The 14,861-nt window shown below is 61.0% G+C and carries 11 protein-coding genes; 5 read left to right on the top strand and 6 right to left on the bottom strand.

The genetic code is table 11. From position 1 onward, the window contains the following. Window positions 1–89: 89 nt before the first annotated feature. The 3 genes from WFM45_RS08345 to WFM45_RS08355 all read right to left on the bottom strand — a co-directional run bounded on the left by WFM45_RS08345 (window position 90) and on the right by WFM45_RS08355 (window position 2,980). Window positions 90–836: an IclR family transcriptional regulator gene (locus tag WFM45_RS08345; protein ID WP_004938000.1), complete on the bottom strand. Its 747-nt coding sequence runs from the start codon at window positions 834–836 to the stop codon at window positions 90–92. Window positions 837–1,083: 247 nt separating this feature from the next. Further along, the gene (locus WFM45_RS08350) at window positions 1,084–1,764 is read right to left on the bottom strand and encodes a class I SAM-dependent methyltransferase (protein WP_033633005.1); all 681 of its coding nucleotides are present in this window, start codon (window positions 1,762–1,764) and stop codon (window positions 1,084–1,086) included. A gap of 76 nt (window positions 1,765–1,840) precedes the next feature. Beyond that, entirely contained in the window at window positions 1,841–2,980 is a 1,140-nt protein-coding gene (locus WFM45_RS08355) for an agmatine deiminase family protein (RefSeq protein ID WP_250602325.1), read from the bottom strand. A 143-nt stretch (window positions 2,981–3,123) separates the two neighbouring features. Here WFM45_RS08355 and WFM45_RS08360 point away from each other — a divergent pair, with 143 nt between their 5' ends. The 3 genes from WFM45_RS08360 to WFM45_RS08370 all read left to right on the top strand — a co-directional run bounded on the left by WFM45_RS08360 (window position 3,124) and on the right by WFM45_RS08370 (window position 8,322). Beyond that, window positions 3,124–3,987 (top strand): LysR substrate-binding domain-containing protein, encoded by an 864-nt coding sequence (locus WFM45_RS08360; protein WP_336955124.1) that lies wholly within the window; start codon window positions 3,124–3,126, stop codon window positions 3,985–3,987. Window positions 3,988–4,148: 161 nt separating this feature from the next. Further along, entirely contained in the window at window positions 4,149–5,822 is a 1,674-nt protein-coding gene (gene ggt / locus WFM45_RS08365) for a gamma-glutamyltransferase (RefSeq protein WP_336955126.1), read from the top strand. 202 nt (window positions 5,823–6,024) lie between these two features. Next, window positions 6,025–8,322 (top strand): FdhF/YdeP family oxidoreductase, encoded by a 2,298-nt coding sequence (locus WFM45_RS08370; RefSeq protein ID WP_336955708.1) that lies wholly within the window; start codon window positions 6,025–6,027, stop codon window positions 8,320–8,322. Between the two features lie 47 nt (window positions 8,323–8,369). Here the strand turns inward: WFM45_RS08370 and WFM45_RS08375 are convergent, their stop codons facing one another. The 3 genes from WFM45_RS08375 to WFM45_RS08385 all read right to left on the bottom strand — a co-directional run bounded on the left by WFM45_RS08375 (window position 8,370) and on the right by WFM45_RS08385 (window position 11,870). After that, on the bottom strand, window positions 8,370–9,140 hold the full coding sequence (locus WFM45_RS08375; protein ID WP_103686685.1) for a DeoR/GlpR family DNA-binding transcription regulator: 771 nt from the start codon (window positions 9,138–9,140) through the stop codon (window positions 8,370–8,372). A 113-nt stretch (window positions 9,141–9,253) separates the two neighbouring features. Next, window positions 9,254–10,477 carry an FAD-dependent oxidoreductase gene (locus WFM45_RS08380; protein ID WP_336955130.1) on the bottom strand — a complete coding sequence of 408 codons (1,224 nt, stop codon included), beginning with the start codon at window positions 10,475–10,477 and terminating at the stop codon, window positions 9,254–9,256. After that, window positions 10,467–11,870, bottom strand: a complete 1,404-nt coding sequence (locus WFM45_RS08385) for an NAD(P)/FAD-dependent oxidoreductase (RefSeq protein WP_085336877.1) — start codon at window positions 11,868–11,870, stop codon at window positions 10,467–10,469. The genes WFM45_RS08380 and WFM45_RS08385 overlap by 11 nt, the downstream gene beginning before the upstream one ends. A 258-nt stretch (window positions 11,871–12,128) precedes the next feature. On the opposite strand from WFM45_RS08385, the gene WFM45_RS08390 reads away from it, so the two are divergent. Together WFM45_RS08390 and eutH are read left to right on the top strand one after the other, a co-directional pair. Beyond that, complete coding sequence (locus WFM45_RS08390) at window positions 12,129–13,589, top strand: FGGY-family carbohydrate kinase (RefSeq protein WP_336955135.1); 1,461 nt, start codon at window positions 12,129–12,131, stop codon at window positions 13,587–13,589. Then, a complete protein-coding gene (eutH, locus tag WFM45_RS08395) occupies window positions 13,582–14,814 on the top strand; it encodes an ethanolamine utilization protein EutH (protein ID WP_336955137.1) in 1,233 nt (410 codons plus the stop codon). The genes WFM45_RS08390 and eutH overlap by 8 nt, the downstream gene beginning before the upstream one ends. Window positions 14,815–14,861: the final 47 nt, after the last annotated feature.

A 14,861-nucleotide genomic window follows, 5' to 3' on the forward strand; every position in this document is an offset into this window, starting at 1 on the left:
CCGCCTTCCCCTCGCCAACGCAGCGCCGGGGGCGAGGCATGCTTGCCCATGCGGCGTTTAGCGCCTGCCGGGCCAAACGCCCCGGCTTGTTATGCCAGCATCGCCTCGATTTCCGCTTTGCACTGCATCAGCGAACCGAGCAGATGGTCAAACTTTTCCTCGAAGCGCATGGCCGGAACCGCAATGGATATGGCGTAAAGCTCGTTGACGCCGATATTGAGATAAACGCCGACGCCACAGACGCCGCGAGCGTGCTCTTCGCGATCGATGGCGTAACGACGGATCCTGGTTTCCCGAATGTCCTCCAGTACGGATGAGACTGTCCTGAGGGTATTATCCGTTCTGACATCCGGCTGGCCGCCAAGCAGATCCGCAATCTTTTCGTCAGGCAGCTCGGCCAGAATGGCTTTGCCATGCGCCGTGCAGTGACACGGAAAGGCGGTGCCAACGGCTGATACGACGCGAAGTTCCTGATCGGAAACAAACTGGCCTACCGATACCGCGTGGCTGCCGCGGTAAACGCACAAATCGACGGTTTCACGCGTTCGGCGGCCAAGCGTTTCCATCGCCGGTTTTGCAAGGGTGATCACATCCGTATGCGCGGAAGCCGCCAGGCGGGCGAGCGCCGGCCCTAATTGAACGCCGCCGCTGCCCATGATGAGCAGCTGTTGCGATTCAAGCGAGGTGACCAAACGGTGTACGGTGGTGCGCGGCAGCCCCGTTTCCCGGGACAATTGAGAGATGGTCATGCCCTTCGGTTGAGTTTCCAGCGCCCGCAGCAGGGTGGCGGCCCGGGCAATCACCTGTGAGCCGCTATTATCCGCGTCATTACTCATCGTGATGTTCCACATTAAATGGGGTCAGGGACGAAAGAATATCACAGGTTGTCCACATATTGGATAGGTGGACAAGATCCATGGAAAATCCCCCGCCTACCTGCCTCATCACAAATACCAGGATTTTTTAGAGCAACACAGTGAGATAAAAGCAATAGCTCCCCCCATGATATTCAGGATGGCAGTCTGCCCATGTTTCATCATCGCGCAGGCGCCTACGCCAACAGCCTCGCGTACCTACGGCTTTTTACGGCTTCGCCAATCTGAACACCGTTTTGGTGTGCCAATAGTAGTCGATCGCCGCCGCGATATTCGGCATCCAACCGTCCGGTTCATAGGGCACGAAGCCGGAGAAACCCAGCCTGCGGGCAGAGACCTGGAACCCCGCGCCGGAGAAAATGCGCGCATAGTCGTCCAGCGAGCGATCCTGCACCACGGTATGCGTCTGTTCAGCGACCCTTGCGCGCCATTGCGGCCACAGCGGGTTGTCGGTGTGGCAACCGGTCACCGCATAGTAAACGCCGCCTGGTTTCAGCGCCCGCAGCATATCGGCGGCATGCTGCGCGATATCTTCGATCAGGTAGATGACTTCATGGCTGAAGGCGATATCGAAATGGTCATCCCAGCCTGTCAGCCGCGTGTCGGTTTGATAACCGATCGGCAGGTTTCCTTTCAGGCGATTGGCGTGTTCGACGGACTGGCGGGCGATATCGACGCCGAGCCCTTCACGAAATGGCCGGATTTGGTGCAACAGACGCAGAAAACCGCCCTGATTGCAGCCGAAGTCCAGCACCCTGACGCCGGACAGTTCGTGTTCCGGCACCAGAGTTAGCAGATGCCGCCAGATAGGCGCATGGCCTTCGGCCATGGCCTGCTCTGCGTGCGGATCGCGATACCAGGTGGGAATGCTCAAGGATAAGTCGTTCATGATGGCCTCCTTATGTTTCCACTCAGCCAACCACAGCCTATGGCGACAAACAACCGTGCGCGCATTTTTTGAACATTCACTGCTCTGGTTTGCCATGCACCGGCAGCTGGCTGGTCACGCAGTGAATACCGCCGCCGCCGGCCGCGATGGCGTCGATCTCCAACTGCACCACCTTGCGCTGCGGATAGAGCGCCGTCAGCAGCTCAAACGCCGCTTTATCCGCCTGCGGATCGCCAAACTCAGGGGCGATCACCGCGCCGTTGATCACGAAATAGTTGATGTAGCCCGCCGCAAAATCGGGATTGTGGCGGCTGAAACGACTGTCGCGCGGCGCCAGCGGCGGCGAAAGCGTATGCACCTGCAGCTTGCGGCCGTCGGCGTCGGTCGCTGCCTTGAGGATCGCCAGATGCGCCTGGGTAACCGCATGATCATAAGAGGCCGGATCGGTGTCCAGGTTGGCCACCACCACGCCCGGCCGCACGAAACGGGCATAAAAATCGACGTGCGCATCGGTGATGTCCCGGCCTTTAATGCCCGGCAGCCAGATAATTTTGCGCAGGCCGAGCATCGCCTTCAGCTCCTGCTCCACCCGATCGCGGTTCCAGCCTGGATTACGGTTTGCATTCACCCAACTGCTCTCGGTCATGATGCCGGTGCCGCGCCCATCCACCTCAATGCCGCCGCCTTCCCCCACCAGCGCGCTGCGGCGCGGCTGAGCGACGCCGTATTTTTTGGCGGCGAACGCCGCCAGACGCGCATCCTTGGCATGCCGCTGCTTATCGCCCCAGCCGTTGAAGTTGAAATCCACCGCGCCCAGCGCACCGGCGTCGTTGATGACGAAATTGGCGCCAATGTCACGCATCCAGATGTCATCCAGCTCGGTGACGACATAGCTGACGTTCTGACTGCCGCAGGTGGCCTCCGCCAGCTGCCGTTCGTGCGCGCGGCAAAATACCGTCAGCGGTTGAAACTCGGCGATGGCGCGGGCGATGCGCCCCTGCGCTGCCTGCACGTCCGCCGTGAACCCGCCCCAGATGGCCTTCTGGGCGCCGAAGGCGAGAAACGCCCGCAGCTGAGGTTCCCCTTCGTCGGGCATCCGCCAGGCCGGATTAAGCGCAGCTTCTGCGTGACCGCGTAATGGAAAGCCCAACGATGCCGTCAAGCCGACGCCGGCCACCGCCGAAAGCTGCTTGATGAAGGTGCGACGCGATGACATAAACGACCTCTTTTAATTAATTTAAATTCAAATGGTTAACCGAATTTTTCACTCTCCGGCACTTGAATCCCATGCTAGTCTTCCCCTGCCACCGCGACAAACGATATATTTAGTGGATATCTGATTAGACAGGCTTATCGATAATGTTAAAACACTGGCCCCCTTTGAGCGCACTGCGCGGTTTCGAAGCGGCGGCGCGCCTGGGCAGTTTTCATCAGGCCGCCGAAGAATTGCACCTGACCCAGTCGGCCATCAGCCAACAGATCCGCAGCCTCGAGGCGTTTTTGGAACAGCCGCTGTTCTTCCGCACCGGCCGCAGCGTAACGCTGACCGACGCCGGCCACGATCTGTTCAGCACCGCACAGGTGATGCTGCAACAGTTGGCCGTCGGCATTCGCCGTTTGGATCAGTACCGCAAACCCAACCAGCTGATCGTCAACACCACCCCGGCCTTTGCCCGCCACTGGCTCGCGCCGCGGCTGGGCGAGTTCAATCAGCGGCATCCGCAGATCGATCTGTGGCTGTTCACCAGCTTTGAACCGCCGGATATGGCGACGGACAGCATCGATCTGGCGATCCGCGACGATCTCAGCGCGCAGGCGGACTGCACCTTTAACGTTCTCTGTACCGACCGGCTCTATCCCGCCTGCCACCCCAGCCTGCTGGCGTTGGCGCCGGAGCAGCGCGTGACCTTGCACGGCGAACGCGAGATGGACTGGAGCCACTGGACGGTGGCGGGCGGCGCGCACGTCGGCCAACGCGACAGCGGGCTGAACTTCTCCGATCCTGGTCTGCTGCTGGACGCCGCCTGCAACGGCCTCGGCATCGCGTTGGTCAGCCAACTGCTGGCGCAACACGCGCGCGAAGTCGGGCTGCTGCAACCGTTAACCGAGCAACGCGTGCGCGGCGCCAACTGGGCGTGGCTGCTGCACCGCGACAGCGAACACAATCCGCTCGCCCGTCACTTCTGCCAATGGCTGCAGTCGGCGCTGCCCGCCGGCGCATAACGCGTCACGTCACGATTTGCTACTCTGGTCAGGCGGCCTCGCCTGACCGCTGCTACTTTCAATAAAGCGCCGCAACAACCCGAAGAAAACGCGCTAACCTGCTGTTTCAAAATAATTAGTTGAATTCACCTGATAACTGAACATCGCTAAAAGGATCTTCTATGTCTGCCGGTTTATTGAAAACGATAGCTCTGAGCGTGGCCCTTGCCTGCACCGTTCCCGCCGCCTTTGCCGCCGATCTGACCGCCGGCGCGGTCGCCGCCCCGGATCAGTATGGCGCCAAGGTCGCCGCGCACATTCTGCAGGCCGGCGGCAACGCGGTCGACGCGGCGGTCGCCACCGCCTTTACCCTCGCGGTGACCTACCCTGAAGCCGGCAATATCGGCGGCGGCGGCTTTATGACGCTGTATGTCGACGGCAAGCCCTATTTTCTCGACTACCGCGAAGTGGCGCCCAAGGCCGCCAGCAAGACCATGTATCTGAACGAGAAAGGAGAAGTGATCGAAAATCTCAGCCTGGTGGGCAGCCGCGCCGCCGGCGTGCCGGGCACCGTGCTGGGGTTGTGGGAAGCGCACAAGCGATTCGGCAAGCTGCCGTGGGCCAAACTGCTGACGCCGGCGATCGGCTACGCCCGGCAAGGTTTCACCGTAGCGGATCAGCAGTATCAGTACCGTGAAGACGCCAACAAGCTGTTCGCCGGTAAAACCAACTTCGGCGACTATTTCGGCGCCATGAAGCCCGGCACGGTGTTCAAACAGCCGGAGCTGGCCGCCACCCTTGAGCGCATCGCCAAATCGGGCGCCGACGATTTTTATCACGGCGAGACCGCCCGCCTGCTGGTGGCGCAAATGCAGCGCGACAACGGGCTGATCGGCGCGGCGGATCTGGCCGACTATCGGGTGAAATGGCGTGAACCGATGCGCATCAGCTGGCGCGGCAACACCGTGTATACCGCCCCGCTGCCCAGCTCCGGCGGCATTGCGTTGGCGCAGCTGCTGGGGATCAAAGAAGATCGCGCGGCCGACTTCAAGGGCGTGCCGCTCAACTCGGCGCGCTATATCCACCTGTTGGCGGAGATCGAAAAACGCGTGTTCGCCGATCGCGCCGACTACCTCGGCGATCCGGATTTCACTAAAGTGCCGGAAGCGCAGTTGATCGCCCCTGATTACCTGCAAAAACGCGCCGCCGAGATCAATCCGCAGGCGATCTCACCGACCGAACGGGTGCGGCCGGGGCTGGAAAGCCACCAAACCACCCATTTCTCGATCGTCGATGCCGCCGGCAACGCCGTCAGCAACACCTATACGCTCAACTGGGACTTCGGCAGCGGCGTGGTGGTCAAAGGCGCCGGCTTCCTGCTCAACGACGAGATGGATGACTTCAGCGCCAAACCGGGCGTCGCCAATGCCTTTGGCGTGGTGGGCAGCGACGCCAACGCCATTGAGCCGGGCAAACGCATGCTCTCCTCGATGAGCCCGACCATCATCACGCGCGACGGCGACGTCACCCTGGTGATCGGCACCCCGGGCGGTTCGCGCATCTTCACCTCGATCTTCCAGGTGATCAACAACCTCTACGATTACCATCTGCCGCTGGCGCAGGCGGTGGCCGCCCAGCGCGTACACCATCAGCTGTTGCCGAAGGACACCGTATACTATGACAGCTTTGCGCCGCTGACCGGCAAACCGGCGGACGAGCTGAAGGCCATGGGCTACACCCTCGAAGACCAGGGCTGGAACATGGGGGATATTCAGGTCATCCGCATCGATGGCCGCACGCCGGAAACCGCGTCCGATCCGCGCGGCCGCGGCGTGGGCCTGGTGGTGAAAAAGTAACGCCCCGGCGGCCCGCCTCAGGTTAGACGGGCCGCTACTTCCCCGCATTGACTGCCGCTGCGCCCTTTCTTACTCATCTATACTGAAGCGACAGGCTCGCGTTTGACGACGGCGGCGTCTGCCTTCCTTCTTAGACGATAACGACAATATTAATTTTAAATCAATCACCTGCATTTATCGTAAGCGGTGTCGGAGGCAATCAATAATGGCGAAAAGACGAGCAGTACCCGGTGTCCATCCCTACGATGGGCCCGCCGGCGGTTGGGGCGCGCTGAAAGCGACGGCCATCGCCGTGCGCACACAGATGGATACCCTGGAAGCGCCGGTGACGCTGATGCGTACCAACCAGCCCGACGGGTTTGACTGCCCGGGATGTGCGTGGCCGGATAAAGAGCATCGCTCCACCTTTCAGTTTTGCGAAAACGGCGCCAAAGCGGTGACCTGGGAAGCGACCAGCAAGCGCGTGACGCCCGAATTCCTGGCGCAAAATACCGTGACCTCACTGCTGCAAAAAACCGATTATCAGTTGGAAGACTATGGCCGCCTGACCACGCCCCTGTTTTATGACGCCGGGACGGACACCCTGCGCCCGCTGGCCTGGGACGAGGCGTTCCAACGCATCGCCGCCGTCTTGCAGACGCTGCCGCCGGAACAGGTGGAATTTTATACCTCCGGCCGGGCGTCCAATGAGGCGGCCTACCTGTTCCAGCTGTTTGCGCGTGAATTTGGCAGCAATAACTTTCCCGACTGCTCCAACATGTGCCATGAGCCGACCAGCGTTGGCCTGCCGCAATCGATCGGCATCGGTAAAGGCACCGTCTCGCTGGACGACTTTGACAGCGCGGAGCTGGTTATTTCCATCGGGCACAACCCGGGCACCAACCACCCGCGCATGATGGGCACGCTGCATGAGCTGGCGCGCAAAAAAGTGCCGATCATTGTGTTTAACCCGCTGCGCGAGCGGGCGCTCGAACGTTTCACCGATCCGCAAAACGTCATCGAAATGGCGACCTACAGTTCGACCCCGATCGCTTCAACCTACTATCAGGTCAAAGCCGGCGGCGATGCTGCGGCGCTCAAAGGCATCGCCAAAGCGTTGCTGCAGTTGGATGATGAGCATGGCAATGCGCTGGATCACGCCTTTATTGCCGAGCACACTGAAGGGTTTACGGCTTTCGACGCCGATCTGCGGACCACCCGTTGGGAAGCCATTGAGGCGGAAAGCGGTCTGACGCGTCAGGATCTGGAACAGGTCGCCGCCGCTTACGCGAAATCCAACGCCACCATCGTGACCTACGGCATGGGCATTACGCAGCACAATAAAGGGACGGCCAACGTGCGCCTGATCGCTGACCTGCTGCTGCTGCGCGGCAACATTGGCAAACCGGGCGCCGGCATTTGCCCGCTGCGCGGCCACTCTAACGTGCAGGGCAACCGCACCGTCGGCATCACCGAAAAACCCTCGGCCGAATTTTTGGCGAAGCTGGAAACGGTGTTTGGCTTCACGCCGCCCAAAGCCCACGGTCACGATGCCGTGAAATGCATGCAGGCGATGATCGACGGCGCTTCGAAAGCGTTGATCTGCCTGGGCGGCAACTTCGCCGTGGCGCTGCCGGATCCCGAGCAGAGCTTCCCGGCGATGAAAGCACTGGAGTTAAGCGTACATATCGGCACCAAACTCAATCGCAGCCATCTGTTGGTGGCGAAAGAAACCCTCATTCTGCCCTGCCTGGGCCGTACCGAGCTGGATCTGCAGGCCGGCGGACGGCAATCGGTGACGGTTGAGGATTCGATGTCGATGGTGCATGCCTCGTCCGGCAAATTAAAACCGGCGTCGGAGCTGTTGCGTTCGGAACCCGCCATTGTGGCCGGCATGGCCAAAACGGTGATGCCCGCCAGCAAGGTGCCCTGGGATGAGTTGGTCGAGGATTACGACGTGATCCGCGAACTGATCGAAAAAACCATCCCCGGCTTCGACGATTACAACGCGCGCATTCGTCAACCTGGCGGTTTTCGCATGCCATTGCCGCCGACAGAACGCCTGTGGCCGACGGCGACGGGCAAAGCGATGTTTTCGGTGTTCAGCGGGTTGCACGAAGACCAGATTGCGGCGGAACAAGATACGCTGCGGCTGATCACCCTGCGCAGCCACGATCAGTACAACACCACCATCTATGCCCTGGATGACCGCTATCGCGGGGTTTTCGGCCGGCGCGACGTGCTGTTTATGAATGACAGCGATCTGCAACGTTTGGGGCTGGAGCATGGCGACGTGGTCGACCTGGAAACGGCGCTGCCCGGCAGCACCCAGCGCCTGGAAGGCATCACGGTGATCGCCTACAACATCTCGGCCGGATCGGTCGGCGCCTACTACCCGGAAGCCAACGTGCTGGTGCCGTTGCATTACATCGATGAGGAGAGCGGTACGCCTTCGTACAAATCGGTGCCAATCCGCGTGAAGCTGAGATCCAAAGAGGTGCGCGCGGTCGATATCGCCTGACGGAAGCGGTTTGAGCCTTTCTCCACATGGAGAAAGGCTTCTCCCCTTTATACCTGCGCCACCAACACATTGACGTTGGCGGGGAAAACCAGCCCTTCGAGCGCATTACCGCTGTCGGATGTCACCAGATAATCGACCTCGGGCCATTTGGCCACCAGCGTCATCGCATGCCCGCGCAGCTTGTTTTCGTCGGCCAGCACGATGCATTTGCGGCTCTGCGCAATCATTTTTCGCGCGATGGCCGCCTCATTGACGTTTTGATCCATCACCCCGGTCTGCACATTAACCGCGCCGGCGCCGATAATGGCGTAATCGGCGAAAAACGCTTCGATATTATTCAACGCGATCGCGCCCAGGCACGCCATTTTGGAGTCGATGAACTGCCCGCCGATCAGCACCACGTCGGTGGAGTCATTTTCCAGACAGACGTTGGCGATCAGCGGCGAGTTGGTGATGACCGTCAACTGATCCACCGTCGCCAACTGCCGAGCGAACTCCAGCGTGGTGGTGCCGAAATCCACGAACACCGTATCGCCCGGTTGGATCAGCGTCACCGCTTTCTCCGCGATGGCGCGCTTCTCAGCCTCGGCGATTTTGGCCCGCTCATTGAATTCATGCTCGAACTTGAACTGGCTGCTGACCGCGCCACCGTGGATCTTCTTGATCAGCCGATAATCTTCCAGCTTGTTAAGATCGCGCCGAATGGTTTCCTGCGAAACCTGGAATTTATCCGCCAGCTCATTCACGTAAACCCGGCCATTGGCCTGGATCAGCGCCAGTATTTCATTGCGCCTTTCCACGGAATTAGAGATATCCATTCACATTACACTCGCTGCCTTAAGTAAGAGTGACTGCTTCCGCCGAGACTCGCGGCGTTAACTGACGGAATACTACGGGTTTCAGGGCGTTAGACGCAAGCCGTAGCCGCCGTTCATCCGGCGGGTTCGATGCTGATGTGCAGCGCGTCACGCTCGCCGCCGGGCGGCAAGGCGATGTTGCGCAGCAGGATCCGCCGTTCCGGCAGGCAGCGATGCGTTTTACGGTACAGCACTTTCTCCCCCAGCCGCACCACGATCGAACCGGACACCGGCTGTTCCACGCGCATATTGATCGTGACCGTGGCGGGTTTGCCGATCAGCGCCACGTTGGCAGGCGCGGTCAGGCGGATCCGCTCGTCATGCCGCACCGGGAGGATTTGCCGCGCCGGCGGCAGCGTGCGCTGCAGCGAACGGGCAACGGCTTCGCCGACGCGCAGCCCTTCCTGATAACACTGGTCGCCCATGTCCGCCGGGTGCAGCATGTTGCCGACGGCGAAATAGGCGGCGTCGGAACAGCGGCCGAACTGATCGGTCAGCGGGCAGCCGCTCTCCGGCCGCTGCGCCAGGTGGCTCTGGCGGATCAGCGTATACTCCCCGGTGAAGCGGCCGGTGAAGATCAGGCTGTCGCAGGCGATGCGCCGTTTCTCTCCCTGGCGGTTCTCCACCTCGATGGATTCGACCCGATCGCGGCCGGCAATGTCGGTCACCCGCGAATAATAGTGAATCGGCACCCCCATCAGGCGCGCATAGAGCGCGCTCAGCCGCCAGGCGACGGGCCTGCCGCCGCTTTCAATCATGGCGACGGCGCGCACGCCGGCGTTGCGCAGCGTCCACAGCGCGGAGAAACTGACCAGCTCGGTGCCGACCACCACCGGCGCCTTGCCCGGCTGCAGCCCGCGCAAATAGACGAACTGCTGCAGCGCGCCGGCGGTCAGCACGCACTGCGGCCGCAGGCCGCTCACCAGGCGTGGATGACGCGGCGTCTCGCGCACGCCGGTCGCCAGGATCACCCGCTGCGCTTTCAAGGTGCTGACGCCACGGCGGTCCGTGATGGTCAGCTCACCGTCTGGTTTGATGGCGAGCACCGTCACGCCGGTGCGGATCTCTACCTGCCCGGCGCGCGCCAGTATCTTATCAACATAGGTGGACCCCAGCATCGGCCGGTAAAAAGTCTGCAGCCCGAAGGTGGGATGTCGGCAGTGCCTGGGCACGCCGCCCGCCTGCTGTTCCCGCTCCAGGATCACCACATCCTCGATGCCCGCCTGCCGCAGCGCGGTCGCCGCCGCGATCCCCGCCGGCCCGGCGCCGACAATCGCCACCTGATACTCAGTTTTCATCAATGCTCCCTACGGCCAGCGTTTGGCCAAAACGATCGCCCACCATTTCCGCCACCCGGCTGCTGCAATAGAAACCGTTGCAGCGCCCCATCATCACGCGCGTGCGGCGCCGCAGCCCGCCGATGCATTCCGGCGGCACGGCGGAATCGAACGCCGCCTCTATCTCCCGCTGGGTCACCAGCTCACAATGGCAAACGATGCCGCCGTTGTCCGGGCGCGCATAATCGCGCAGCGCATAGTCGGCAAGCATCGGCATCTGCGGCCAATGCACGGTCTGCGGCGTTGTCGGCGTGAAGCACGGCGTAAAGTGGTCGCGATAAAGCTGCTCCACGTATTGCGCGATGCCGAGCGCCGCCGTCAGGCCGGTGGAGCGAATGCCCGCCACGCAGATCCACTGCCGATCGGGATAGTGCTGAATGCGGTAGTGTTTCTGTTCGGTCGCCGGACGTAATCCGGCATAGCTGGCGGTCACGCTGTAATTCGCCAGCGTGGGCAGCAGCCGGGTGCCCTGTTCGATCAGCTCGCGCATTTTGGTTTCGTCCACCGTCGCCGTCTCGCGGTCCTGCTGTTCTTCGGCGGTCGGCCCGAGCAGCAAATTGCCAAAGATGGTTTTCGACAGCAGCACCCCTTTGGTGATCGCCGTCGGCACCGGCAAGATGATGGCGTTGACCTGACCGGCGGCGGCCTTGTCGAACACCAGGAACTGCCCTTTGCGCGGGCGGATTTCAAACTCGGGCTGATGGCAGAAACTTTCTACCCGGTCGCCCTGATTGCCGGCGCAGTTGATGACGATTTTGCCGTGAAACTCGCCCCGGTTGCTGGTTAGCCGCCAGCCGGTCGGCAAGCGTTCGGCGCCGGTCACCTCGGTATTGAAGCGATAGTCGCCGCCGTGTTTGACGCCCTGCGTCAGGTACGCCAGCGGCGTGCTCCAGGGATCGATCACGCTCTCTCCCGGTACCTCTACCGCCGCCAACGCGCCGGGCGCCAGTTGCGGCTCACGGCGATACAGTTCGGTGGCGTCGATCTGCGCCACGTCCAGCACGCCGTTGTCATGCGCCTGCTGCACGATCGCGGGCAGCGCCGCCAGCTGCTGCTCGTCCCACGCCACCACCAACGCGCCGGTAGGCAACAGCGGCAAATTCATCCGTTCACGGATGGCGATAAACTCCCGGTAGCCGGCCTGCATGCAATGCAGTTCCAGGCTGCCGCTCGGCGCATCGAAGCCGGTATGCAGCAGCGCGCTGTTGGCTTTGCTGGCGCCGGACAGGATATCGCCCCCCTTTTCCAACAGCAGCGTACGGGCGCCCATCAGGCAGAATTTGCGGAATACCGCACACCCGACCACACCGCCGCCAATCACGACAATGTCCCAATCCGTTTGTTCTTCCATCATGCTGATGTCCCGTTTTGATGTGATAACCACAATAAAACCACACAATAACCGCATTTGAAATGGCAAAAACAACATAACTCCCAAAAAAAGGCCGCAGAAGGCGGTGATAAGCAAAAAGTATGAGGTCGATCACGCGGGGTTATTTTATCTTGTGATTTATGTTGCTTTAATGTGTGAAATTGAAGATAGATTATTAAAACAGTCACACAACCAACACCAGGCACAATAAAAAAACAAAACCTATAAGAGAGCGAAGCAATGATGAATCAACGTTATGCCGCGATTGATCAGGGAACCACCGGCACCCGGGTCGTGGTGTTCGGCGAAGACGGCAGGCACCATTCGCCGGCCAGCATGCCGCACAAGCAGATCACCCCCAATCCGGGCTGGGTGGAACACGACGCCCTGGAGATTTTGGCGAATATCCGCCGCTGTCTCAGCCAGTGCGACATGGTGGATGCCATCGGTTTAGGGCATCAGGGCGAAAGCCTGCTGGCCTGGGACGCCGACAGCGGCCTGCCGCTGTACAACGCCATCGTTTGGCAAGATCAGCGCACCGAGCCGGAGATCCAGCGCCTGAAACGCGAAGGCGTCGAGCCGCTGGTGATGGCGAAAACCGGCCTGCCGCTCGATACCTACTTCTCCGCCAGCAAGATGGGCTGGCTGATGAACAACGCGCCGGGGGCCAGGCAGCTGGCGCAACGCGGCCGCCTGCGGCTCGGCACCATGGACGCTTTCTTCCTGTTCCACCTGTGCGGCCGGCACCTCACCGACTATAACTCGGCCTCGCGCACCTCGTTGTTCAACATTCATACCCTGCAGTGGGACGAGGAGCTGTGCCGTTTGTTCGGCGTGCCGATCGACAGCCTGCCCGAGGTCAGAGACAACATCGGCCACTTCGGCGACGTCGCGCTCAACGGCAAGCCGGTGCCGCTGACGGCCTGCATCGTCGACCAGTTTGCCGGCACATACGGCCACGGCTGCCATCAACCGGGGCAGATGAAGATCACCTTCGGTACCGGCGCCTTTTTACAGGCGATCACCGGGCCGCGCCCGATCGATGCCGGCAAGTCCGGCCTGTTGCCCACGCTGTGCTGGAAGCTGCCCGGCAGCGAGCCGGTGTATGGCCTGGACGGCGGCGTTTATAACGCCGCCTCCGCCATTAACTGGGCGAGAAAGATCGGCCTGTTCAACGATTTCGATGAATTCGGCGACTTCCCCTCTCAGCCGGCCATCGCGCGCGGCCTGGCCTTTGTGCCCGCGCTCTCTGGGCTGGCCTGCCCGTACTGGGATCGCTCCGCCGCCGGGATGTGGGCCGGCCTGTCGCTGGAAACCGAACGCAAGGATCTGCTGCAGTCGATCCTCGAAGGCATCGCCATGCGTTCCGCCGAGGTGATCAACGCCATGGATAAACTGAAACCGATCGGCGACAGCATTTCGGTGGACGGCGGTCTGTCCGCCAACCGTTACTTCACGCAGTTTCTCGCCAACCTGATCCAAAAGCGCATCGTCTCTCCCGCCAATAAGGAGATCACCGCCCAGGGCGTTGCGCTGCTGGCGCGTAAAGGATTGGGGATGGAACATCCGCTCAAGGTACTCAGCCGCTATGAAGTGACGGAACCCGCCGAGGTCGATATGAGGGTCTGGTTTACCCGCTATCAGGAAATCATCGCGCGCTCGCGCGGCTTACGTTCACCGCAGGAGGAACACCATGGCTGAGTTCGGTAATGTCATCATCTATATCATCATGGCCGGCACCCTGATCGGCGCGTTGGCGTCGATCGTCAAGCCGGAAGGCGAGCTGGGGCGTGAGTTCGTCAACGGCATTCATGCCATCGGCCCGGTGTTTCTCGCCCAGGCGGGCATCATGGCCGCGATCCCGATCATCTCTTACCTGATCATGTACAGCATCGGCCCCTTCTTCTCGGCGCTCGGCTCAGACGCCTCGATCGCGGCGCTGGCGGTGATCGCCGTGGACATGGGCGGCTACCAGTTGGCCGACGCCATCGCCGCCAACCGCGATATGTGGATCGTCGCCATGCTGGTGGGTTACACCTCCGGCGCCAGCATCGTCTACCTGATCCCGGTCGGGCTTATCATGCTGAACCGTGACGACCATAAGTATCTGGCGTTAGGGGCCATGGCGGGTTTGATCAGCATTCCGTTTGCGGTGCTGATCGCCCTGGTGACCATCACCTTCAACAACCTGCCGGTCAGGGAGATCATCTCCACCACCTCGCCCGCCGCGCACTATCTGCAGCTGGACTTGCTGCAGGCGCTGCGGCTGCTGTCGCCGCTGTTCGCCCTGTGCTTCCTGTTGGCGCTGGGGCTGAAGCTGCGGCCGGCGGCGATGGTGAAAGGGTTCCTGATCTTCGGCAAAGCGGCGGATGCCTTTATCAAGCTGGTATTGGCGTTATGCATCATCGAGCATTTCACCGGCGTGTTTAAAAAGGTATTCGGCGGCTGGGTGTTCGATCCGTTATTTGCCGACAGAGACGAATTATTCCGCGCTATCGAGATCGCCGGTTATATCGGCATTATGTTGGCGGGCACATTCCCCATTTGTTATTTATTCCAGCGCTATTGCCGCAAGCCGATGCATTTCATCGGTAAAAAGCTCGGTTTATCGGATACCGGCGCGCTGGGCTTTATTATGGTATTGGCCAATATCATCGCCGTTTATCACCTGTTCAAAGGCATGCGGGCGCGCGATAAGGTGCTGTGCGTGGCCTTCGGCATCTGCGCGCAGGCCACGTTGGGCGATCACCTGGCGTTTACCGCCAACTTCCAACCTTCGCTGGTGTTGCCGATCATGATGGGCAAATTCCTCGGCGGCATGATCGCCGTGCTGATCGCCATAAAAATTTCGGTGCCGGAGGCTGAATTGCTGGAAAAAGAACAGACGCAAAGGCAATCGACGGCCATCGCCGCCGCCGCTCGCTGAATTTATCCCTAAGCCATAAAAATAAACGGGGCGCCGCCTCACGGGGA

This window comes from Serratia sp. KG1D (genome assembly GCF_037150675.1).
Classification (GTDB): domain Bacteria; phylum Pseudomonadota; class Gammaproteobacteria; order Enterobacterales; family Enterobacteriaceae; genus Serratia; species Serratia nematodiphila.